Here is a 20,294-nt window from a genome sequence, read left to right as displayed (position 1 = left end):
TCGCTGCCAGACTGCCGTTGCCTCGGGACACCGGCGTCCGGACGGCACCGCACGTCCGTCGACGCACACCGAAAGAGGATCCTCCCGTGCAGACCACCACCCGCCGCGCCGCAGCGTCGCTGCTGATCGCGACCGCCCTCACCTTCACGGCGGCGTGCTCGTCGTCGAGCCCCGAGGCCGAGGACACCGCGAGCGCCGTCCCGACCAAGGAGGCGCCCGCGACCGTCGACGAGGCCACCGAGGACTCGACCGACTCCGGCGCCGACGACCAGGCGGCCGCGCTGGACGCCTACGTGACGGCCCTGCAGGCCACCGTCCCGCAGCTCATGGCGCAGTTCGACGGCACGTACTCCGCGATCACGATCACCGGCGAGCAGCCGAGCACGGTCGTCTACACGTACACCTACGCGCAGCAGCTCGACGGCCCCGCGACCGCGAGCGCCCTCGACGGCCAGGTCGACCAGCTGCAGGACGTGTGCGACTCCGCGGTCTTCCCGGAGATGGAGGGGCAGGGCATCACCGTCGACCCGCAGGTCCGGTACGTCTACCTCAACGCCGACGGCGCCGAGATCTGGTCGCACACCTTCGCGAAGTCCTGACGCGTCACCCGGCGGCCGGTGACGACTCCAGCAGGATCGTCACCGGCCCGTCGTTGACGAGCTCGACGGCCATGTCGGCGCCGAACACCCCCGTCGCGACCTCGAGCCCGCGCCCGCGCAACGCCTCGACGACGGCGTCGACCAGCGGCTCGGCGACCGGGCCCGGCGCAGCGGCGTTCCACGTCGGCCGGCGCCCCTTGCGCGTGTCCGCGTAGAGCGTGAACTGGCTGACGACGAGGACGGGCGCGCCGACCTCGACGGCGCTGCGCTCGTCGCGCAGGATCCGCAGCTCGGCGATCTTGCGCGCGACGAGCTCGACCTGAGCCGGCCCGTCGCCCGGCGTGACGCCGACCAGCGCCACGAGCCCCGGACGGTCGACCGACCCGACGACCACGCCGTCCACCGTCACCGACGCGCGCGTGACGCGCTGCACGACCGCCCTCACGCGTCGCCCCCCGGGCCGAACGTCGGCACGACGGCCCCGACGGGCTGGCCGTGCCCGAGCACCGGCGTCGCGCCCAGCGGGCCGAGGACCTCGGGGTCGACCCCGGCCACGGCGAGCGCCGCCGCGAGCACGGCGGCCCGCGGCCGCCCCGACCCGTCGAGCACCTTGAGCGCGACCGCCGACCCGTCGGGCAGTCCCGCCGCGTACACGCCGTCGGCGCCGTCCTTCGCGACCAGCCCCGGCACCCCGGTCATGAACGCCGTCGCGTCGCGTCCCGTGCCGGCGACGTGCCAGGGGTGCGCGCGCACGGCGGCCGCGACGCGCGCCTCCGGCCCCGACGGGGACGTCGACACGCGGGCGAACGCACGCGCCAGGCCGACGAGCGTCGTCGAGAACAGCGGTGCGCCGCACCCGTCGACGGTCGTGTGCGCGACGCCGGTCCCGGTGAGGTCGGCGACCGCGTCGCGCGCGGCGACCTGCACGGGGTGCGTCGGGTCCAGGTAGTCGCCGGTCGACCAGCCGCGGGCCGCGCACGTCGCGAGCATCGCCGCGTGCTTCCCGGAGCAGTTCTGCGTCAGCGACGAGCGGTCCTCCCCGTCGGCGCGCCAGTGCCACGCGGCGTCGGGGTCGAGCGGCCAGTCGGGGGTGTTGCGCAGGTCGTCGGTGCCGAGGCCCGCGCCCGCGAGGACGGCGCGCACGACGTCGAGGTGGCCGGCCTCGCCGTTGTGGCTCGCGCACGCGAGCGCCAGCGCGGCGCCGTCGAAGTCGAGTCCCGCGCGCAGCATCCCGACGGCCTGCAGCGGCTTGAGCGAGGACCGCGCCCAGATCGTCACGTCCGGGTCGCCGAGCGCGAGCCGCACCGACCCGTCGGCGGCGAGCACGACGACGTGCCCGAGGTGCACCGACTCGACGAGGTCGCCGCGCACGACCCGCGCCAGCGGCACCGCCGCCGAGGAGACGTCCGGGCGCGACTGCCCGGCGGTCACCAGCCGCCCGACGGGCCGCGGGGACCGCGGCGCCGCGTGTAGGGCGCGATCGCCGGCCGGACGTCGACGAGGTACACGATCGCCCCGACGGCCGACAGCAGGCCGAGGAACGACAGGAAGCCCAGCCCGATCGGCGGCGGGATCGACATGAACGAGACGGCGGTCGCGACGCCGAGGATCGCGCCCCAGAACCCCTTGGTGCGCTTGCCGGCGGACGTGAACGCGGCCGGCGGGCGCCGCAGCAGGTCGACCAGCGCCCACACGCACAGCCCGAAGATGGCGAGGAAGAAGATCAGGTACAGGTAGACCTGCAGGGTGGCGACCACGCCCTGAGCCTACGAGACGCCGGGACGCGGCGGTCAGATCTCCGGCAGGGCTGCCCGCGCGTCCCCCGGCGCCACGCCCGCGGACTCCAGCAGGTCGACGGCCAGCGACCGGTGCAGCAGGACGAGGCTCTGCACCTGCCAGTCGTCGGCGGCGAGCGCGAACGGGTCGAGGGCGTGCGCCACGGCGAGCAGCGCGGTGCGCGCCCGCTCGGGGTCGCGACCGGCGCCGACCGCGGCGGCGAGCTCGTCGACGGCGGTCGCGGTCGACGCGACCTGCGCCGCGAGCCCCGACGTGTCGTGCGGCGCCTCGGCCGCGAGCACGGCCAGCGCGCGTCGGGCGAGCACCCGGGTGTTGCGCATGGCGCGGTCGGCCAGGACGGCGCGCGTGACGTGCCCGGCCAGCTCGTCGGCGTACCGGCGGCTCGCGGGCGACAGCCGCGCGAGGTCCCGCGCGTTCCCGGCGCGGTCCGACCACTCGTCGAGCGCGGGCTGCGACGCCCGGCCCCGCAGCAGCGCGTCCTCGACGGCGGGCACCGCGCGCTCGTCGAGCCCGCGCGCGAGCGCGTGCAGGACGCCCGCGAGCTCGTCGAGCGCCGCACGGCCCAGGGCGCGCGGGTGCCGGCGCGGGTCGCTGGGCGTGAGCAGGGCGACCGCGAGCGCGACCGCCCCGCCGAGCGCCGCGTCCACCCACCGCCCGAACGGCCCGCCCGCCGCGGCGGGGAGGCTGACGATGACGATCGCCTGCACGCCGGCCTGCGTCGTCAGCATCTGCCCGCGGTCGAGGAACCGCGCGAGCAGCGCCGCGACGAACAGCACGAGCCCGACCTGCAGCGCGCCCTGCCCGATGACGACCGCGACGAGCTCGCCGAGCGCGACGCCGATGGCCACGCCCACCGCGAGCTCGGCGACCCGGCGCACCGAGCGGTCCATCGAGAAGCCGAGCGCGATCCACGCGCTGACCGGCGCGAAGAACGGGTACGGGTGCCCGAGCCAGAAGTGCGCGATCGCGAACGCCACGGACCCCGCGACGGCCGCCTGGAGGATCGGGAACCACGACGCCTCGACGCGCGACCACCCCTGCCGCACCCGCGCGCGCCCCAGCACGGCGAGGTCGCGACGCCCGAGCGACCGCAGGCCCCCCAGGTCGTCCGGGCGCGCGCTCGTCACGACGGGCCCGTCGTGACCGTGCGACCCGTCGAGCCGCCGCCCGTCGGGCCGGGCCGGGTCACAGGCTGGGGTGGTGCCCGAGCCCGCGGCTCACGGGACCGCGCGGCGCGGGACGGTCGACGGAGACGCCCTCGCCCGGCACGACCTCCTCCTGCGCGGCCGCCACGGCGCCGCCGTCGGAGTCCACGACGAGCGGCGCGTCGACCGGCACCGAGCGCTTGACGACCGCCAGCGCGACCGGCCCGAGCTCGTGGTGGCGCGCGACCGACGTGACGTGCCCGACGACGCGACCCGGCTCCGGCGACCCGGCCCCGCCCGCGACGTCGTGCACCTCGGCGCCGGCCTCCGGCAGGACGTGGCCCGAGCCGTCGAGGTGCAGCAGCACGAGCCGCCGCGGCGGCCGCCCGAGGTTGTGCACGCGCGCGACGGTCTCCTGCCCGCGGTAGCAGCCCTTGTGCAGGTGGACCGCGGTGCGCAGCCAGTCGAGCTCGTGCGGGATGGTCCGATGGTCGACCTCGCGCGCGGACCGGGGACGCAGGGCCTCGACGCGGACGGCCTCGGACGCCCACGTGCCCACCAGCGGCCAGCCCGCGGCCTCGCGCGCCCGCACCTCGTCGACGAGCCGGTCGCGCGGCACGAGCACGAGCCGCCAGGCACGGTCGGCGCCGGGGTGCACGTCGTCCGCGGGCCCGTACCGGGTGCCGCCGGGGGCGGTCGCCGGCCACGGGTCGCGCCACGTCACGGGTTCGCCCTCGGCGCCCTCGGCGTCGACGGGCTCGCCGATCGCGGCCCAGTCGTCGGTGACGTCGTCGATCTCGACGCGCAGCATGAACTTCATCCGGTTCAGCCACGCCGCGAGCGCGACCGGGGTCTCGGTGACGAGCCACGTCGCCTCGCCGTCGTCGACGACGCCCGCGGCGTGCTCGACGTGCCCCTGCGGCGACAGCACGAGCAGCTCGGTCGACGTGCGCGGGGGCAGCGTCGCGACGTCCTGCGAGGTGATCGAGTGCAGCCAGCTCAACCGGTCCGGCCCCGCGACGCGCACGACCCCGAGGTTCGACTGGTCGACGACCGCACCGCCGCGCGTGAGGGCACGCTGCTCGGCCGTCGGGTCGCCGTAGTGCCAGGCGACCCCGGCGTCAGGCCCGGACCCGGCGACGGCACCGCGCCGCCGGAGCAGCGGGCTGGTGTGCCGCACGGACTCGCCGTGCGCGGTCCGCTCGACGGCGTCGGCGGTCACGCGTCAGCCCTCGCCCGCGTCGACGCGGGCCAGCCGGGCCGACGCGTACGACTGCATCGGCTGCCCGAACGCGGCGATGTCGTGCGCCCACATGAGCTCACCCTGCACGAGCCCGTACAGGCGCTTGCCGGCGGTCACCTCGGCGCCGCTCGCGGTCCGGGCGATGAGGTCGCTCACCAGGTCGATGCGGCCCTTGCCGACCTCGCCCACGTACACCGCGACGTGGCCGGACGGGTCGGAGACGAGCAGCTCGACGGGGTGCTGGTCGGCGCCGAGCCCGTCGGGACGCTCCGGCGGCACGCGCCAGTAGCCGGACTCGGTCGACCACACGGGACCGGGGCCGTCGGACGTGCCGGCGCCGTCGTCGAGCGACGCGGCGTCGTCGGGCGCGACGACGAGCCGGATCGTGGAGGTGTACGAGAGGTACGGGCCGCCGTCGTGGTCGATGACGACCTCCTGCGTGAAGGCGGTCTCCTCGATCCCGGGGTAGCCCACGACCCCCTCGCCGTGCCAGCGGCCCACGAGCCACGCCAGCGGGTACACCTCGGGTGCCAGCCCCTCGGGCAGGACGAACGCCATGTCAGGCCTCTCGACGGATCAGCTCTGGCCCTTGAAGAGCTTCCAGACGACGAGCCCGGCGACCCACGCGATCGCCAGGGTCGCCGCGACGAGCAGGCCGATGAAGACTCCCTCGAGCGCAGTCATGCACCGAATCCTAACGACGTGGCACCCGTACGCTGTTCCGGTGAGCAGCGGCGTACGACCTCTCGTGATCAAGACCACGTCCGGCACCGAGCGGCCGGAGGCGACGAACCAGGCGTTCACGGTCGCCGCGGCGGCCGTCGCGGCCGGTGCGGACGTGTCGCTGTGGCTGACCGGCGAGTCGGCGTGGTTCGCCCTCCCCGGCCGTGCGGCGGACCTCGACCTGCCGCTCGCGACGCCGCTGGCGGACCTCCTCGAGGTCGTCCTGGAGGGCGGCGCGGTGACGCTCTGCACCCAGTGCGCGGCCCGCCGTGACATCACGGAGGACGACGTGATCCCGGGCATCCGCATCGCCGGCGCGGCGGTGTTCGTCGAGGAGACCCTCGCTCCCCAGGCGCAGGCGCTCGTCTACTGACGGGCCGCGTCAGCCGCGGCGCAGGCGCAGGCCGATCAGGTACAGCTCGCAGCCGAGGCACAGGCCGAACGCCGCGTTGAGGAACGCCGCGGCGAGGGCGACGGCCGCCGCGACGGGCACGGCCACGGCCACCCCGAGCGCGCCGAGCACGACGCCCGCGCCGGTGACCAGCAGACCCACGAGCTGTGCGAACCGCGGCGGACGGGGGTCCTCACGCTCGACGACCGGCCCCAGGCGCGGCGCGACGACGCGCCGGAACACGGCGGCCTGCCAGGTGCCGGAGACGCCGCGCGCGACACCGAGCGCGAAGCCGGCCGCGACGACGGCGAGCAGCGCGAGCGCCACCCCCGGCCGGGCGCCGAGCAGCAGGACGAGGACGAGCAGCACGGCGGTCACGCCGGCACCGAAACGCGGTCCGCGCACGTCGACGCCGTCGGGCCGCTCGGCGGCGACGGGGGCGGTGGCGCGGGCGGTGGCGGGCTGGTTCACGGGGACTCCTCGGGGGCGGGGCAGGGCGCGTGGCACGGTTCGCGCGGCACGGGACGCGCGGCAGCGACAAGGACGCAGGACGGTGACGGGACGCAGGACGGCGACGTCACGCGGGACGGCGGGGCCGGGGGCGCCGTGACCCGTCGGGCTGCGCCCGGGCGGGCCGCACGCCGGCGGCCCGGGAGGGGCGCGTCAGCGCGTGGCGACCCCGTGGCGACAGGAGTCGAGCGCGGCCAGCGCCTGCCGGCGGTCCGTCGCACCGGACATCCGGCCGACGACCGCTCCGCTCGCGTCGAGCAGCAGGACGGTGGGCGTGCGCATCACGCCGAAGCGTCGCACGAGGTCCAGGTGCTGCGCGACGTCGAGGTCGACGTGCGAGACACCGTCGTGCTCGCGGGCGACGGCGTCGAGGACGGCGTGCGTGCGACGGCACGGCGTGCACACCTCGCTCGAGAGCTGGACGAACGTCGCGACGGCGCCGAGCGGCGCGCCGACCTCCGCGGCGGTCAGCACGTCGTCGCGCGGCTCGTCGGCCGGGCCGTCCGCACCTCCGGCCGGGGTCGCGGCGGCGAGCACGCCCGGCGGGACCGGCGTGAACCGCCCGTTGCGCGACCGCCACACGAACCCGACGACGACGGCCAGCGCGAGCACGCCGAGCACGAGCAGGACGCGGTCCACGTCAGCCGACCAGGACGCGACCGACGACGTAGACGAGCAGCCCGGTGACCGCGACGGGCAGCACGACGACCGCGAGCGCGGGCCGGCGCCGCTCGAGCGCCTCCATCCGGTCGAACAGCGCGTGCAGCGCGGTGACGAGGATGCCGACGGCCACGCCGAGCAGGCCGCCGGCGAGCGGGGCGAAGTCCGGGAGCACGAGACCCGCGACGGCCCCGGCGGCGGCGGAGGCGGCGGTCGTCGCGAGGACCCCCATCCACACGGGCAGGTGGATCGCGACGACGACGGACCCGACGGCGAGCGCGAGCGCGGCGGTGACGACGAGCGCCTCCCCCTCGGGCCCGCGCGCGATGGCGATCCAGCCGGTCGCGGCGACCGCGACCAGCGCGCCCGCGACGGTGCCCGACACCGACTCGACGAGCCGGACGCGCCCGTCGCGCCGGACGAGCTCGGCGACGAACGCGAGCACCACGGCGGCGGCGAACACGATCGGCAGGCGCTCGAGGTACGGCTGCTCCTCGGCGAGCGTCACGGCCGCGACGGACCCCAGCCCGGCGAGGGCGATCACCACGCCGGTGCCCGCGCCGAACGGCAGGTTCGCGAGGGGCGGCCAGCCGACCGCGACGAGCACCACGAGGACGGCGCACGCGCCGGCGAGCGGGTAGAGCCCGACGAAGCCGGCGACGGCGACGAGGGTCGCGAGGACGGCCGTCATGACGGCCCGGGTGGCGAGCTGCATCCCGCGGCTACCGCCCCGTCGTCCGAGGAGTCGTGGCGGGCACCGGCGCACAGGTCGCGCAGGTCGTCACGGGGGCCACGGAGGGGATGAGCACGGCAGCGATTGTCGCAGACGCGGCCCGTCCGCTCGGCCGTCGTGCCGCACGAGGTCCGCGCGCGGCGCGGTACGGTGTGCAGCACTCGCACGCGGGGAGGAGGTTCCACGTGGCAGATCTGCTGCTGCTCACTCCCGCGTCCGGGGGCTCTGCTCAGGTGCTCCCGGCGCTCGGTCTGCTGTCGCACCGGGTCCGGGTGCTCCCTGTCGAACCGTCCGCGCTGGTGGACGCCCCGGACGCGGACATCGTCGTGCTCGACGCGCGCCGTGACCTGGTCACGGCCCGGACGACGTGCCGTCTGCTGCGGGCCACGGGTCTGACGGTGCCGCTGGTGCTCGTCCTCACCGAGGGCGGCCTGACGGTCGTCACCGCCGAGTGGGGCGCGGACGACATCATCCTGGAGTCGGCCAACCCGGCCGAGGTCGAGACGCGCTTCCGGCTCGTCATGGAGCGCGCGGCGACAGCGGGCTACGACGACGCCCCGCAGGAGATCTCCTCGGGCGAGCTGACGATCGACGCGGGGGGCTACACGGCCCGTCTGCGCGGACGCCCGCTCGACCTCACGTACAAGGAGTTCGAGCTCCTCAAGTACCTGGTGCAGCACCCGGGTCGCGTGTTCACCCGCGCCCAGCTCCTCCAGGAGGTCTGGGGCTACGACTACTACGGCGGCACGCGCACGGTCGACGTCCACGTGCGTCGCCTGCGCGCGAAGCTCGGTCCCGAGCACGAGCAGCTCATCGGCACGGTCCGCAACGTCGGCTACCGGTTCGACCCGCCGAAGGACCGCCGCGCCGCGGTCGACGACCGTCCCGACGTCCCGGCCCCCGCGGACGCCTGACGCCCCTCGTGCGGTGACCGTCCCGCACACCCCCGCGCGACCGGCGCCGCCTGACGCCTCGGCCCCGCCGTCCCGTTACCCTGGTCCGCGGTGAGCCGGGAAGCCTGGTCGGCACGTCCCGTCGTCGTGCCCGGAGGTCGCCCGTGCCCCGCCGTCCCGCCCCCCGCCTCTTCGCCGCCCTCACCCCGGGCGGCGAGCGCAACCTGCTCGACACGCTCCGCGAGGAGCGGACCGGCGGCGTGCTGCTGCTGGTCGGCACCGTCGTCGCGCTGCTCTGGGCCAACCTGTGGCCGTCGTCGTACACGGCCGTGTCGGAGACGGTCGTCGGACCGGCGGCGCTGCACCTCGACCTGACGCTCTCGGCGTGGGCGACGGACGGGTTGCTCGCGATCTTCTTCTTCGTCGTCGGCCTGGAGCTCAAGCGGGAGATCGTCGCGGGCGAGCTCCGCGACCCGCGCACCGCGGTCGTGCCGATCGTCGCGGCGGTCGGCGGCATGCTCGTCCCCGCGGCGCTGTACCTCACCGTCAACCTGACCGCCCCCGGCGGGGACCCGACGGGCTGGGCGGTCCCGACCGCGACGGACATCGCGTTCGCCGTCGCGGTGCTCGCGGTCGTGGGCCGGTCGCTGCCGAACGCCCTGCGCGCGTTCCTGCTGACGCTCGCGGTCGTCGACGACCTGCTCGCGATCATCGTGATCGGCGTCGTCTACACCGACCACGTCGCCCTCCTCACGCTCGTGGCCGCGCTCGTCGTCGTCGGCCTGTTCACGCTCGCGGTGACGCGCGGCCTGACGAGCCCGTGGCTGCTGCTCCCGCTCGCCGTCACGGCGTGGGCCCTCATGCACGCGTCGGGCGTGCACGCGACGATCGCCGGCGTGCTCCTCGGGCTCGTCGTCCCCGCGACCCCCGAGGCGACGCGGCGTGCGCTGCGCCTGCGGGAGACGCCCGCCGAGTCGCTCGCCGAGCGGTGGGAGCACCGCTGGCGGCCCGTGTCCGCCGGGTTCGCCGTGCCGGTCTTCGCGGTGTTCGCCGCGGGGGTCACGTTCAGCGCAGCCGTGGTGCGCGACGCCGTCGCGGACCCGGTCGCGCAGGGCGTCGCGCTCGGCCTCGTCGTCGGCAAGCCGCTCGGCATCCTCGGCGCGACGTGGCTCGTGGCCCGGTTCACGCGAGCCGCTCTCGCGCCCGGGCTCGGGTGGGCCGACGTGCTCGCCGTCGGGCTCGTCGGCGGCATCGGGTTCACCGTGTCGCTGCTCGTCGGCGAGCTCGCGTTCGGGGCGGGCAGCGCGCACGACGAGCACGTCGTCGTCGCGGTGCTCGCGGGCTCCCTCGTCGCCGCGTGCGCGGGTGGCGCGGCCCTGTGGCAGCGGGACCGGCACCACGCCTCGACAGGCCCCGGCGCCCACGGGACCCGCGCCAGCGGGTAGGTTCGGCTCCGATGAGCACCGTCGACTCCGCGACGCTCCTGATCGAGGGACCGTGGCGGCACCGGTTCGTCGCCGCGAACGGCGCCCGGTTCCACGTCACCGTCTCCGGTCCCGACGACCGCGACACGCCCCTCGTCGTGCTGCTGCACGGCGTGCCGCAGTTCTGGTGGGCCTGGCGACGGCAGATCCCCGCGCTCGCGGACGCCGGCTACCGGGTCGCCGCGATGGACGTGCGCGGGACCGGGTCGTCGGACAAGCCGCCGCAGGGTTACGACGTCCCGACGCTCGCCGCGGACGTGGCGGGGGTCGTCCGGTCGCTCGGCGCGTCGCGCGCGATCGTCGTGGGCAACGGCACGGGCGGGGAGATCGCGTGGGCCATGGCCGCGCTGCACCCGGACGTCGTGCAGGCCGTCGCGGCGCTCGGCGCACCCCACCCGCTCGACGTGCACGGCCACCCGCGCACCGCGCTGCGCGCCGGCGCCTGGCGTCGACTCGCGTTCGCCCAGCTCCCGTCGTTCCCCGAGCGCGCCCTGCAGCGCGGCGACCTGGTCCGCACGCTCCTCACGGAGTGGGGCGGCGCGCCCGGCTGGCTCGACGCGGCCACCGAGCGGCGGTACCGCGAGGCCGTCCGCGTGCCGTTCGCGGCGCACAGCCAGATGGAGCAGCTGCGCTGGCTCGTCCGGTCGATGCCACGCCCCGACGGCCGTCGCTACCACGCCGCGCTCGAGCAGACGCGCCCGCTGCCGGTCCTCCAGGTGCACGGCGGTCGCGACGGTCTGCGGCCCGCGACGCACGCGCCCCTGTCGGCCGCCACCAGGTCGCTCGTGGCGGAGCGCTACCGGTACGAGCTCGTGCCGTCCGCGGGCCACTGGCTGCCCGACGAGGCCCCGGACGTCGTGTCCGAGGTGCTGCTCGACTGGCTCTCCGAGACGGCGCTCGTCAGCCCCTGACGCGGCGCTCGTCGGGCCGCGAGCCTCGACGTCGCACGCGTCAGCCCTTGAGCATCGCCGTCGCGCGCACCGGGTCGTTCTCCCCGATGCCCGCCGACGGGCACCACGCCGCGACCGGGCACGCCCCGCACGCGGGCTTGCGCGCGAAGCACGTGCGCCGGCCGTGGAAGATCAGCCGGTGGCACGCCATGGTCCAGTCCTTGCGCGGCAGCAGCTCCCCCAGCTCGCGCTCGACCACCAGCGGGTCCTCGCTCGTCGTGTAGCCGAGCCGCAGCGACAGCCGCAGCACGTGCGTGTCCGTCGTGATCCCCGGGATGCCGAACGCGTTGCCGAGCACGACGTTCGCCGTCTTGCGCCCGACCCCCGGCAGCTGAACCAGCTCCTCCAGCCGGTGCGGCACGACGCCGCCGTACCGCTCGACCAGCGCCGCCGAGAGCCCCGTCACCGACCGGGCCTTCGCACGGAAGAAGCCCGTCGGCCGGAGGATCTCCTCGAGCTCGTCCGGGTCGGCCGCCGCGAGCGCCGCCGGGTCCGGGTAGCGCGCGAACAGCGTCGGCGTCGTGAGGTTCACGCGGACGTCCGTCGTCTGCGCGGACAGCACGGTCGCGACGAGCAGCTCGAACGGCGACGTGAAGTCCAGCTCGCACCGCGCGTCCGGGTAGCGGACCGCCAGGGCCCGGTCGACGCGGCGGGCGCGCCGGGTCCGGGCCAGCGGGGTCTCGGTCGTGGCCGGCGAGTCGCTCACGCGAGGCAGCGTAGGCCGACGCGGTGACACCCGCCGGGCGACCGTCGCGAGCCGCGTCCCCCCGTCGGCGCAGCGCGTGTCGCCCCGTCGGCCCAACCCCGTCGATCTGCGGACGAACTGGTCGGGCGCCCGGCTCAAGTCGGCTCGTCCCCACGCCGAACGACAGGTGACGACCTGGAGGCTCACCCCGATGACTGCACCCACCGAGCAGCGCGTGCGCGACCTACGTCTCGACCGTCGCGCGCTGCGCGCCGAGCGGGCGCGCGTCGGGTGGTGGCGTCGCCTGGTGCGCGCCCGGCTCGACCTCGCCGTCGCCCAGGTCACGCGCCCTCAGACGCTCGGCGAGGACGTCGCCTTCCAGCTCCCGCTCGACGTCGGCGTCGACGTGCCACGCCCGGCCGAGCTCGCCGCCGTCCTCACCGGGACGCCCGCCGACGAGCTCGCGACGCTCGACGACCTGCGCGCCCTCGACGAGCAGCTCGCCCGCTACGAGGCCGGCGTCGCGTCGGCCCTCACGGACGCCACGGACCAGCTCATCACGCGCCTCGCACTCGACCCCGAGGCGACGGCCGCGTGCCTCCGGGAGCCCATCGGTCGGGGCTGAGGCCCCTCATACGGCAAACTGTGAGATGGCCGGTGCCGCGACCAGCGCGCCGGACAGGTACCGCCACCGAGCCCGCCGGGCCGCGCGCGGTCGTCAGGCCGGTGACCCGCGGGTCGGGCCGGGAAGGAAGGAGCCACGGTGGAGGACGACATCGTGCTGGCTGCCCCGCTGTTCGCGGGGCTGGACGTCGAGACGTCCGGGGCGCTCGTCGCGACCATGAAGCAGCTCCATCTCGTGCGCGGCGACACGCTGTTCCACGAGGGCGAGCCCGGTGACCGGCTGTACGTCGTGCGCGACGGCAAGATCAAGCTCGGCCGCCGCTCCAACGACGGCCGCGAGAACCTCCTCGCCGTCCTCGGTCCGGGCGAGATGTTCGGCGAGCTGTCCCTGTTCGACCCGGGCCCGCGGACCGCGACCGCGACGGTCGTCGCCGACGCCGAGGTCCTCGAGCTCGGCCACGGTGACCTCGTCAAGTGGCTCCAGGACAAGCCGTCCGTCGCGCAGCAGCTGCTGCAGGCCCTGGCGCGCCGGCTCCGGCGCACCAACGAGGCGCTCGCGGACCTCGTGTTCTCCGACGTGCCCGGCCGGGTCGCGAAGGCGCTGCTCGACCTGTCGACGCGGTTCGGCGAGAAGGTCGACGAGGGCGTCCGCGTCGCGCACGACCTCACGCAGGAGGAGCTCGCGCAGCTCGTGGGCGCGTCGCGCGAGACCGTGAACAAGGCGCTCGCCGACTTCGCCGCGCGCGGCTGGGTGCGGCGCGAGGGTCGCGCCGTCGTCCTGCTCGACATCGACCGCCTGGAGCGGCGCGCCCGCTGAGCCCGGCGGCACCACGACGTGCGACGGCCCCGGTCCTGACGGACCGGGGCCGTTCGTCGTCGTACGAGGAGTGCGGCTCAGTCGTGCAGGCGGACGACGATCTCGACCTCGACGGGCGAGTCCATCGGCAGCACCGCGACGCCCACGGCGGACCGGGCGTGCACGCCGGCCTCCCCGAGCACCTCGTGCAGCAGGAGGCTCGCGCCGTTCACGACCGCGGGCTGCCCGGTGAACCCCGGGTCGCTCGCGACGAACCCGACGACTTTGACGACCCGCGCGACCTGGTCGAGCGCGTCGGCGCCGGACGGCCCGCCGCTCGCCTCGATCGCCGCGGCCACGGCGGCCAGCGCGTTGAGCGCCGACGTGCGGGCGTACCCGGCGGCCTCGTCGGGTGCGACCAGACCCGGCCCGTCGCCGACCTTGCCCGTCGCGGGCAGCGCACCCGCGACGAACGGCAGCTGCCCGGACGTCCACACGGTGCTGCCGTCGCGCAGGGCGGGCACGTACGCGGCCAGGGGTGCGGCGACGGTCGGCAGCTCGAGCCCGAGCTCGGCGAGCCGCGCGGCGACACCCATCAGGCCTGCCTGGGGCGCTTGAGGTAGGCGACCAGGCCGGCGTCCGGGCCCTGGATCACCTGGACGAGCTCCCACCCGTCGGCGCCCCACTGGTCCAGGATCTGCTTGGTCGCGTGGATGATGAGCGGAATCGTCGCGTACTCCCACTGCTGCGTCGCCATGCGCCCACCCTAGCGGGGTGCGACGGCCACGGCGGCGCGCCGTGCAAGCGCTCTCACCGGACCGGCAGGACGCCCGTCTCGAGCCCCACGAGCTCCGCCCGCCACGACCGGACCTCGGGCCGCCGGCGCAGCAGCGCACGCCGCTCCCGCTCGGTCATGCCGCCCCAGACGCCGAAGTCCATGCGGTTGTCGAGCGCGTCGGCGAGGCACTCCAGCCGGACGGGGCAGCCGGTGCACACCGAGCGCGCCTCCCGCTGGGCCGCGCCCTCGACGAAGAGCGCGTCCGGTGACAGCTTGCCCGTGCCACAGGCGGCGATCGCGGTCCAGTGCGCGTCCAGCGTGACGGTTGCCACTCACCCTCCAGAGAAGACGGACGGGTGCCGCGGGCACCCGTGTCCTGCGGGGAAACTAGTCGGTCAAGCGTCCGTCTGGCGAGACTCCTTTCGGGTCATTTCGCCAGATGGACGCTCGACCAGTCCCCGAGGTGTGCAGGTCCGGTGCAGGTCGCACCGCGGACGGGCCGGGAGGAGAGCGCTCCGAGGTGGCCCGACTACCCTGTCGCCATGCCGCATCCTCCGCGCGCGCGGGGCCGCCAGGTCAACGCGTTCCAGGCCCTGGCGCTCCTGCTCTCGTTCGTGCTCGTCGCGGGCGTCAGCGGCGTGCTCGCCGCCGGCCTCGTGCTGCCGGGCGTCGCCGTCGCCGACGAGGTCACCGACCTCACCGTCACCGCGTTCGACGACCTGCCGACCGAGCTCGAGCCCACCCAGCTCCCCGAGAAGTCGGTCATCCTCGCCGCCGACGGCACGCTGCTCGCGACGTTCTTCAGCGAGGACCGCGTCGTCGTGCCGCTGTCGGAGATCTCGGTCCACCTGCAGCACGCGGTCGTCGCGATCGAGGACAAGCGGTTCTACCAGCACGCGGGCGTCGACCCGCCCGGCATGCTCCGCGCCGCCGTCAAGGGCGCGCTCGGCAGCTCGGACGAGGGCCAGCAGGGCGCCTCGACGCTGACGCAGCAGTACGTCAAGAACGTGCTGATCCAGGCCGCCGCCACCAAGGAGACCGAGGCGGAGCGGCTCGCCGCGATGCAGGCCGCCACCGAGGCCGACGGCGCCGAGGGGTACGCCCGCAAGCTGCGGGAGGCGAAGCTCGCCATCGCGCTCGAGAAGCAGATGACGAAGGACGAGATCCTCGAGAAGTACCTGAACATCGCGCAGTTCGGCATCAAGGTCTACGGCGCCGAGGCCGCCGCGCAGTACTACTTCGGCATCCCCGCGAAGGACCTCAACTACCTGCAGGCCGCCACGATCGCGGGCGTCACGCAGAGCCCGACCCACTGGGACCCCGTGCGCGACCCGGTCGTGTCGAAGGAGCGCCGCGACACCGTCCTGCTCACCATGCACGAGCAGGGCTACATCACCGACGACGAGTTCCAGGCAGGGCTCGCGACGCCGGTCGAGGCCACCCTGAACCCGCACCCGCTGCGCGTCGGGTGCGTCGCCGCCAGCGACGCGGTCCCCGGCTCCGGCTACTTCTGCGACTTCGTCACCAAGGTGATCGTCAACGACGAGACCTTCGGCGCGGACGCCGCGACCCGCAAGGCGCTCCTCTACAACGGCGGCCTGACGATCACCACGACGCTCGACCCGGGCAAGCAGGCGATCGCCGACGCCGAGGTCAAGGCCGCCGTGCCGGTCGACGACTCCAGCCGCCTCGGGCACGCGCTCGTCAGCGTCGAGCCCGGCACCGGCAAGATCATCGCGATGGCGCAGAACCGCATCTACGCGCCCGTCGCCGCCAACCCCGGCGAGGAGCCGATCAACTTCAACACCGACTTCGCGTACGGCGCGTCCGGCGGCTTCGCCCCGGGCTCGACCTACAAGCCGTTCACGCTGCTCGCGTGGCTCCAGGCCGGGCACAGCCTGTACGAGGTGGTCAACGGCGCCAAGCGCCCGCTCAACGAGAACATGTTCAGGATCTGCGGGGCCAAGGCGGGCAACGCCCCCTACACGCCGAACAACTCCGAGGGCAACGGCAGCATGATGACCGTCCTCGACGCCACGCGGAACTCGGTCAACCTCGCCTACCTGTCCATGGCGATGGAGCTCGACATGTGCAACATCGGCGACGCGGCGGAGTCGATCGGCGTGCACCGCGCCAAGGGCCGCGAGCGGGACGACGGCACGATCGACCGCCTGCTCAAGGGCAGCACGCGCTTCGGCGTCAACCCGTCGAACGTCCTCGGCACGGACGTCGTGGCCCCCCTGACGATGGCGTCCGCGTTCGCCGCGTTCGCGTCGGGCGGCATGTACTGCAACCCGATCGCCATCACGAGCGTGACGGACACCAACGGCAACCCGATCGAGGTCCCGGACGCCGGCTGCCACCAGGCCATCGAGGCGCGCGTCGCCAACACGATGAACTTCGCGCTCAGCGGGGTGTGGCAGGGCACCGCCGACGGCGTCGGCGCACCGCCCTTCCCGTCCGCGGGCAAGACGGGCACGACCAGCGAGAACGAGCAGACGTGGTTCGTCGGCTACACGCCGCGCCTCGCGACCGCCGTCTGGCTGGGCGACCCGAAGGAGTCGAGGCGCCAGGTCAAGCGCATGTACGTCGGCGGCAAGTGGGTCAACCGCGCGTTCGGCGCGACCGTGTCCGCCCCCACGTGGAAGCGGTTCATGGTGCAGGCGCTCGCCGGCGGCGACAACCCCGGCTTCGCCGCCCCCGACGACAAGCTCGTGTACGGCGAGAAGGTCAACGTGCCCAACGTCGTCGGCAGGACCGAGGGCGACGCGCGGGCGATCCTCGAGCAGCGCGGCTTCAAGGTCCGCGTCGACGGCGCCCAGGTGCCCTCGAACGTGCCTGCCGGCAGCGTCGCGGAGCAGAGCCCGTCCGGCCAGGCCACGAAGGGCGGCACGATCACGCTCAAGCTGTCGAACGGGCAGGGCGGCGGTCAGCAGCCGCCCGGTCCCGGCGGTCCGGGCGGCTTCCCCGGCGGAGGCGGTGGCGGCCCCGGGAACAACAACGGCCGCGGTCAGCCGTGACGGTCGGACGCACGCTCGGCACCGCGGCGCTCCTCGGTGCCGGCGCGCTCGCCTGGTCGGTCGTCGAGGCGCAGTGGTACACGCTGCGCGAGGTGACGGTGCCGGTGCTGCCGTCGGGCCAGGACCCGCTGCGGGTCCTGCACCTGTCCGACCTGCACCTCACGCCCGGTCAGCGCCGCAAGGTCGACTGGGTGCGGGACCTCGCGTCGCTGGACCCGCACCTCGTCGTCGACACGGGTGACAACTGGGCGCACCTCGACGCCATGCCGGCCCTGCTGGAGGCGCTCGAGCCGCACCTGGCCCGTCCCGGGGTGTTCGTGCTGGGGTCGAACGACTACGTCGCCCCACGGCCCAAGAACCCGGCGCGCTACCTCCTGCCGGACTCGCGCGGCGCCGGCCCGGTGCGGCCCGTCGAGCTGCCGTGGCGCGAGCTCGTCGCCCGGTTCGACGCCGCCGGGTGGATCGACCTGTCCAACCGCCGCGACGTCGTGAAGGTCGACGGGCGCGTCCTGTCGCTGGTCGGCACGGACGACGCGCACCTCGACCGCGACCGCTTCCCCGCGGCCGGCGGTGACGACGACGCCCGCACCGGCTCGACGCCGGTCGACCTGCACCTCGGGGTCACGCACGCGCCGTACCGCCGGGTGCTCGACGCGATGCACGCCGACGACGTCGACGTCACCATCGCGGGCCACACGCACGGCGGACAGCTCGCGGTGCCGCTCTGGGGCGCGCTCGTCACGAACTGCGACCTCGACACCCGCCGTGCCAAGGGCCTGCACGGCTGGCCCGGCCCGCGTCCCGACCGCACCGGCGGGGCCGGGTCGTCGTGGCTGCACGTGTCGGCGGGACTCGGGACGTCGCCGTACGCGCCGGTCCGGTTCGCGTGCCGCCCCGAGGCGACCCTGCTGACGTTCGTCGCCGCCTGACGCGTCCTCGCGACACGTCGCGGACGGGCCCGGAGACGTCGGTCACGGCCGCCGTATCCGGTTTCGTCGATCGGAGGTCCGTCGGCTATCCTTACGGGGCTCCACGGGGTGTGGCGCAGCTTGGTAGCGCGCTTCGTTCGGGACGAAGAGGTCGTGGGTTCGAATCCCGCCACCCCGACACACACGAGAGGCCCGGATCGGCATCATGCCGGTCCGGGCCTCTCGTCTTGCCCGCGGACGGGCCGCTCGTCAGCGGGGGCCGAGGTAGGAGACGTTGCCGTCCGAGGAGCGGATGACGACGGTGCGGGACGCCGACGGGTCGGTGGGGGCCTCGACGGTCTGCCGACCGTTGGACGTCGAGATCGTCAGCGCGACGGGCTCCCCGGTGCCGACGACGACGACGCTCCCGTTGCTCGTCACGGCCTCCACGTCGCCCTGCACGGCGGCGACGTCGATGCTCCCGTCGCTGGTCCGGACGCGCGCGTCGCCGTCCACGTCGCCGACCTGCACGCTGCCGTTGCTGGTGACCGCGTCGAGGTGGCCGCCGATCCCGTCGGCGTCGATGCGCCCGTCGCTCGTGCGGGCGGAGACGTCGCCGGTGACGTCGGTGACGACGACGCCGCCGTTGCTCGTGCGCAGCTGCGCGTCGCCCGTGATCCCGGTGACCTCGACTCGGCCGTCGGAGGTCTGCGCGTCGAGGTCGCCGCTCAGCCCGCGTGCCACGACGGCCCCGTTGGACGTCCGGACGACGACCTCGGTGCCGCGCGGGACGTGCACCTCGAGGGCGCCCTCGCAGACGCCGAACCAGGAGCCGCACTCGTGCCGCACGACGAGCCGGTCGCCGCGCTCCTGCACGGAGTACGTGGGCGACGTGAAGCCGCTGCGGGCGATGCGCTCGACGTCGACCGCGTCGTCGTCGCCCGCGGAGACGGACACGCGCCCGTCGGCGACGAGCTCGACGACCCCGGCGGCGTCGTAGGTGGCGTTCGCGCGCTCGGTGCTCGACATCGCGAGGTCGGCGGCCTGGAGGCCGCCCCACCCGATGATGACGACGCCGAGGGCGACGCCGGCCCACAGGAGGCCGCGACCGAGGGGCGTACGGGTCGGGTCGGCGGGCGGCGGGCCGGCGGGGGTGACGGGGGGCTGCTGCAGGGTGGCGGTCATGCGCGTGCTCCGTTCGTGGGTCGGTCGGTGCGGACGCCGCCGGGCGGCGTGACGACCGGGCCGGGCTGGGCGGCGGTCGGGCCGTGCTCGAGCCAGCGCAGGACGGCGAGCACGCGGCGGTGGTCGTCGGCGTCGGGCGGCAGGCCGAGCTTGGTGAGGATGGACGTGACGTGCTTCTCGACGGCGGGCAGGCCGACGACGAGACGTTCGGCGATGGCGGTGTTGGAGCGGCCCTCGGCCATGAGGCCGAGCACCTCGCGCTCCCGCGGGGTGAGGGTCTCGAGACCGGTGCTGCGGGTGCGGGCGAGGATCTGGGCCACCACCTCGGGGTCGATGACGGTGCCGCCGCCCGCGACGCGCTGCAGGGCGTCGAGGAACTCCTCCACGTCGGCGACGCGGTCCTTGAGCACGTACCCGAGGCCGCGCACGTCGCCGGCGAAGAGCTCGGCGGCGTAGCGCTGCTCGACGTACTGCGAGAGCACGAGGATCGGCAGGCGACGGTGCAGGCTGCGCAGGTGGACGGCGGCCCGCAGGCCCTCGTCGGTGTGGCTGGGCGGCATCCGGACGTCGGTGACGACCACGTCGGGCAGGTCGTCGCCGGCCGTCCCGGTGCCGAGGGCGGCGACGAGCTCGTCGGCCGTCGGGTAGCCGGTGACGTCGTGGCCCTCCGCCTCGAGCAGGCGGGACAGGCCGTCCCGGAGGAGGACGGAGTCCTCCGCGATCACGATGCGCACGGCACCTCCACGGTGAGCCGGGTCCCGCCTCCGGCGGGGCTGTCGAGGTCGAACGTGCCGTCCAGGGCGGCGACGCGGCTGCGCAGGCCGTCGAGCCCGCTGCCCGGCGCGGCGGTCGCACCGCCCTTGCCGTCGTCGGCGACGACGACGCGCAGCGCGGGCCCGGTGGGGCCGTCCACGACCGTCGCCTCGACGAGGACGCTCTGCGCGCCCGAGTGCTTGGTGACGTTCGTGAGCGCCTCGGCGACGACGAAGTACGCGGCGGCCTGCGTGGCCGCGGGTGCCAGCGCGAGGGTCTGCGGCGCCGGCACGTCGACCGTGACGGACACGGGCGTGCGGGCGGCGAGCGCCGAGAGCGCCGCGTCGAGCCCGCGGTCGGTGAGGACGGCCGGGTGGATGCCGCGGACCAGGTCGCGCAGCTCGGCGAGGGTCTCCT

Annotated in this window: 25 protein-coding genes and 1 tRNA gene; 10 read left to right on the top strand and 16 right to left on the bottom strand. The window is 75.3% G+C overall.

All coding sequences use genetic code 11. The features are described from left to right. Positions 1 to 86: 86 nt before the first annotated feature. On the top strand, positions 87 to 599 hold the full coding sequence (locus OOT42_RS02580; RefSeq protein WP_273653397.1) for a hypothetical protein: 513 nt from the start codon (positions 87 to 89) through the stop codon (positions 597 to 599). A 4-nt stretch (positions 600 to 603) separates the two neighbouring features. Here the strand turns inward: OOT42_RS02580 and dtd are convergent, their stop codons facing one another. Genes dtd through OOT42_RS02550 form a run of 6 tightly spaced genes read right to left on the bottom strand, consistent with a single transcriptional unit; the run spans position 604 to position 5,342 of the window. Further along, a complete protein-coding gene (gene dtd / locus OOT42_RS02575; protein WP_273653396.1) occupies positions 604 to 1,044 on the bottom strand; it encodes a D-aminoacyl-tRNA deacylase in 441 nt (146 codons plus the stop codon). Further along, positions 1,041 to 2,033: an asparaginase gene (locus OOT42_RS02570; RefSeq protein WP_423775994.1), complete on the bottom strand. Its 993-nt coding sequence runs from the start codon at positions 2,031 to 2,033 to the stop codon at positions 1,041 to 1,043. Before OOT42_RS02570 ends, dtd begins: the two co-directional genes overlap by 4 nt. After that, positions 2,027 to 2,356, bottom strand: a complete 330-nt coding sequence (locus tag OOT42_RS02565; protein WP_273653394.1) for a DUF2516 family protein — start codon at positions 2,354 to 2,356, stop codon at positions 2,027 to 2,029. The genes OOT42_RS02570 and OOT42_RS02565 overlap by 7 nt, the downstream gene beginning before the upstream one ends. A 33-nt stretch (positions 2,357 to 2,389) precedes the next feature. Then, on the bottom strand, positions 2,390 to 3,523 hold the full coding sequence (locus tag OOT42_RS02560) for an FUSC family protein (RefSeq protein ID WP_273653393.1): 1,134 nt from the start codon (positions 3,521 to 3,523) through the stop codon (positions 2,390 to 2,392). 58 nt (positions 3,524 to 3,581) lie between these two features. Continuing rightward, positions 3,582 to 4,763: a YgfZ/GcvT domain-containing protein gene (locus tag OOT42_RS02555; RefSeq protein ID WP_423775954.1), complete on the bottom strand. Its 1,182-nt coding sequence runs from the start codon at positions 4,761 to 4,763 to the stop codon at positions 3,582 to 3,584. Between the two features lie 3 nt (positions 4,764 to 4,766). Next, positions 4,767 to 5,342, bottom strand: coding sequence for an FABP family protein (locus OOT42_RS02550; RefSeq protein ID WP_273653392.1), 576 nt, complete (start codon positions 5,340 to 5,342; stop codon positions 4,767 to 4,769). 124 nt (positions 5,343 to 5,466) lie between these two features. On the opposite strand from OOT42_RS02550, the gene OOT42_RS02545 reads away from it, so the two are divergent. Continuing rightward, positions 5,467 to 5,880, top strand: coding sequence for a DsrE family protein (locus OOT42_RS02545; RefSeq protein WP_423775953.1), 414 nt, complete (start codon positions 5,467 to 5,469; stop codon positions 5,878 to 5,880). Between the two features lie 9 nt (positions 5,881 to 5,889). On the opposite strand, the gene OOT42_RS02540 is transcribed toward OOT42_RS02545, so the two are convergent. The 3 genes from OOT42_RS02540 to OOT42_RS02530 all read right to left on the bottom strand — a co-directional run bounded on the left by OOT42_RS02540 (position 5,890) and on the right by OOT42_RS02530 (position 7,783). After that, entirely contained in the window at positions 5,890 to 6,369 is a 480-nt protein-coding gene (locus OOT42_RS02540; protein ID WP_273653390.1) for a DUF4395 domain-containing protein, read from the bottom strand. A gap of 192 nt (positions 6,370 to 6,561) precedes the next feature. Further along, positions 6,562 to 7,047: a thioredoxin family protein gene (locus OOT42_RS02535; RefSeq protein WP_273653389.1), complete on the bottom strand. Its 486-nt coding sequence runs from the start codon at positions 7,045 to 7,047 to the stop codon at positions 6,562 to 6,564. Position 7,048: 1 nt separating this feature from the next. Continuing rightward, positions 7,049 to 7,783, bottom strand: coding sequence for a hypothetical protein (locus OOT42_RS02530; RefSeq protein ID WP_273653388.1), 735 nt, complete (start codon positions 7,781 to 7,783; stop codon positions 7,049 to 7,051). Positions 7,784 to 7,986: 203 nt separating this feature from the next. On the opposite strand from OOT42_RS02530, the gene OOT42_RS02525 reads away from it, so the two are divergent. The 3 genes from OOT42_RS02525 to OOT42_RS02515 all read left to right on the top strand — a co-directional run bounded on the left by OOT42_RS02525 (position 7,987) and on the right by OOT42_RS02515 (position 11,089). Then, positions 7,987 to 8,715, top strand: a complete 729-nt coding sequence (locus OOT42_RS02525) for a winged helix-turn-helix transcriptional regulator (protein WP_124343871.1) — start codon at positions 7,987 to 7,989, stop codon at positions 8,713 to 8,715. 143 nt (positions 8,716 to 8,858) lie between these two features. Next, entirely contained in the window at positions 8,859 to 10,139 is a 1,281-nt protein-coding gene (gene nhaA / locus OOT42_RS02520) for a Na+/H+ antiporter NhaA (protein WP_273653387.1), read from the top strand. An 11-nt stretch (positions 10,140 to 10,150) separates the two neighbouring features. Then, complete coding sequence (locus OOT42_RS02515) at positions 10,151 to 11,089, top strand: alpha/beta fold hydrolase (protein ID WP_273653386.1); 939 nt, start codon at positions 10,151 to 10,153, stop codon at positions 11,087 to 11,089. Between the two features lie 40 nt (positions 11,090 to 11,129). Here OOT42_RS02515 and nth read toward each other — a convergent pair whose 3' ends face one another. After that, a complete protein-coding gene (gene nth / locus OOT42_RS02510; RefSeq protein WP_273653385.1) occupies positions 11,130 to 11,834 on the bottom strand; it encodes an endonuclease III in 705 nt (234 codons plus the stop codon). A gap of 190 nt (positions 11,835 to 12,024) precedes the next feature. Here nth and OOT42_RS02505 point away from each other — a divergent pair, with 190 nt between their 5' ends. Both OOT42_RS02505 and OOT42_RS02500 read left to right on the top strand, forming a co-directional pair. Next, on the top strand, positions 12,025 to 12,438 hold the full coding sequence (locus OOT42_RS02505) for a hypothetical protein (RefSeq protein ID WP_273653384.1): 414 nt from the start codon (positions 12,025 to 12,027) through the stop codon (positions 12,436 to 12,438). A gap of 138 nt (positions 12,439 to 12,576) precedes the next feature. Continuing rightward, complete coding sequence (locus OOT42_RS02500; protein ID WP_273653383.1) at positions 12,577 to 13,254, top strand: Crp/Fnr family transcriptional regulator; 678 nt, start codon at positions 12,577 to 12,579, stop codon at positions 13,252 to 13,254. Between the two features lie 77 nt (positions 13,255 to 13,331). Here the strand turns inward: OOT42_RS02500 and OOT42_RS02495 are convergent, their stop codons facing one another. Genes OOT42_RS02495 through OOT42_RS02485 form a run of 3 tightly spaced genes read right to left on the bottom strand, consistent with a single transcriptional unit; the run spans position 13,332 to position 14,343 of the window. Continuing rightward, positions 13,332 to 13,829: a RidA family protein gene (locus OOT42_RS02495; protein WP_273653382.1), complete on the bottom strand. Its 498-nt coding sequence runs from the start codon at positions 13,827 to 13,829 to the stop codon at positions 13,332 to 13,334. Next, positions 13,829 to 13,990 (bottom strand): DUF4177 domain-containing protein, encoded by a 162-nt coding sequence (locus OOT42_RS02490; RefSeq protein ID WP_218050942.1) that lies wholly within the window; start codon positions 13,988 to 13,990, stop codon positions 13,829 to 13,831. The genes OOT42_RS02495 and OOT42_RS02490 overlap by 1 nt, the downstream gene beginning before the upstream one ends. Before the next feature lie 53 nt (positions 13,991 to 14,043). Next, entirely contained in the window at positions 14,044 to 14,343 is a 300-nt protein-coding gene (locus OOT42_RS02485; protein WP_273653381.1) for a WhiB family transcriptional regulator, read from the bottom strand. Positions 14,344 to 14,553: 210 nt separating this feature from the next. Here OOT42_RS02485 and OOT42_RS02480 point away from each other — a divergent pair, with 210 nt between their 5' ends. The 3 genes from OOT42_RS02480 (at position 14,554) to OOT42_RS02470 (ending at position 18,138) form a co-directional block, all read left to right on the top strand. Continuing rightward, the gene (locus OOT42_RS02480) at positions 14,554 to 17,031 is read left to right on the top strand and encodes a transglycosylase domain-containing protein (RefSeq protein ID WP_273653380.1); all 2,478 of its coding nucleotides are present in this window, start codon (positions 14,554 to 14,556) and stop codon (positions 17,029 to 17,031) included. After that, positions 17,028 to 17,960 carry a metallophosphoesterase gene (locus OOT42_RS02475; RefSeq protein WP_273653379.1) on the top strand — a complete coding sequence of 311 codons (933 nt, stop codon included), beginning with the start codon at positions 17,028 to 17,030 and terminating at the stop codon, positions 17,958 to 17,960. Before OOT42_RS02480 ends, OOT42_RS02475 begins: the two co-directional genes overlap by 4 nt. Positions 17,961 to 18,064: 104 nt before the next feature. Then, positions 18,065 to 18,138 (top strand) — tRNA-Pro (locus OOT42_RS02470). A gap of 71 nt (positions 18,139 to 18,209) precedes the next feature. Here OOT42_RS02470 and OOT42_RS02465 read toward each other — a convergent pair. From OOT42_RS02465 to OOT42_RS02455, 3 genes are read right to left on the bottom strand one after another with little or no spacing between them, the layout of a single operon-like run. Beyond that, the gene (locus OOT42_RS02465) at positions 18,210 to 19,124 is read right to left on the bottom strand and encodes a hypothetical protein (RefSeq protein ID WP_273654762.1); all 915 of its coding nucleotides are present in this window, start codon (positions 19,122 to 19,124) and stop codon (positions 18,210 to 18,212) included. Further along, the gene (locus OOT42_RS02460) at positions 19,121 to 19,858 is read right to left on the bottom strand and encodes a response regulator (protein ID WP_273653378.1); all 738 of its coding nucleotides are present in this window, start codon (positions 19,856 to 19,858) and stop codon (positions 19,121 to 19,123) included. Before OOT42_RS02460 ends, OOT42_RS02465 begins: the two co-directional genes overlap by 4 nt. After that, the gene (locus OOT42_RS02455) at positions 19,846 to 20,187 is read right to left on the bottom strand and encodes a sensor histidine kinase (protein WP_273654897.1); all 342 of its coding nucleotides are present in this window, start codon (positions 20,185 to 20,187) and stop codon (positions 19,846 to 19,848) included. Before OOT42_RS02455 ends, OOT42_RS02460 begins: the two co-directional genes overlap by 13 nt. Positions 20,188 to 20,294: the final 107 nt, after the last annotated feature.

Origin of the sequence: Cellulomonas fimi (assembly GCF_028583725.1) — a bacterium.
In the GTDB taxonomy this organism is placed as follows: domain Bacteria; phylum Actinomycetota; class Actinomycetes; order Actinomycetales; family Cellulomonadaceae; genus Cellulomonas; species Cellulomonas fimi_B.
The sequence above is the reverse complement of the archived record's forward strand: the minus strand, read 5'-3'. Positions and strand labels throughout refer to the sequence as shown.

Bases quoted from the DNA above. Each gene is read 5' to 3' on its own strand.
- OOT42_RS02480 (WP_273653380.1), top strand. From the start codon at position 14,554: ATGCCGCATCCTCCGCGCGCGCGGGGCCGCCAGGTCAACGCGTTCCAG.
- OOT42_RS02505 (WP_273653384.1), top strand. From the start codon at position 12,025: ATGACTGCACCCACCGAGCAGCGCGTGCGCGACCTACGTCTCGACCGT.
- OOT42_RS02515 (WP_273653386.1), top strand. From the start codon at position 10,151: ATGAGCACCGTCGACTCCGCGACGCTCCTGATCGAGGGACCGTGGCGG.
- OOT42_RS02530 (WP_273653388.1), bottom strand. From the start codon at position 7,783: ATGCAGCTCGCCACCCGGGCCGTCATGACGGCCGTCCTCGCGACCCTC.
- OOT42_RS02465 (WP_273654762.1), bottom strand. From the start codon at position 19,124: ATGACCGCCACCCTGCAGCAGCCCCCCGTCACCCCCGCCGGCCCGCCG.
- OOT42_RS02495 (WP_273653382.1), bottom strand. From the start codon at position 13,829: ATGGGTGTCGCCGCGCGGCTCGCCGAGCTCGGGCTCGAGCTGCCGACC.
- OOT42_RS02550 (WP_273653392.1), bottom strand. From the start codon at position 5,342: ATGGCGTTCGTCCTGCCCGAGGGGCTGGCACCCGAGGTGTACCCGCTG.
- OOT42_RS02490 (WP_218050942.1), bottom strand. From the start codon at position 13,990: ATGGCGACGCAGCAGTGGGAGTACGCGACGATTCCGCTCATCATCCAC.
- OOT42_RS02545 (WP_423775953.1), top strand. From the start codon at position 5,467: ATGCACCGAATCCTAACGACGTGGCACCCGTACGCTGTTCCGGTGAGC.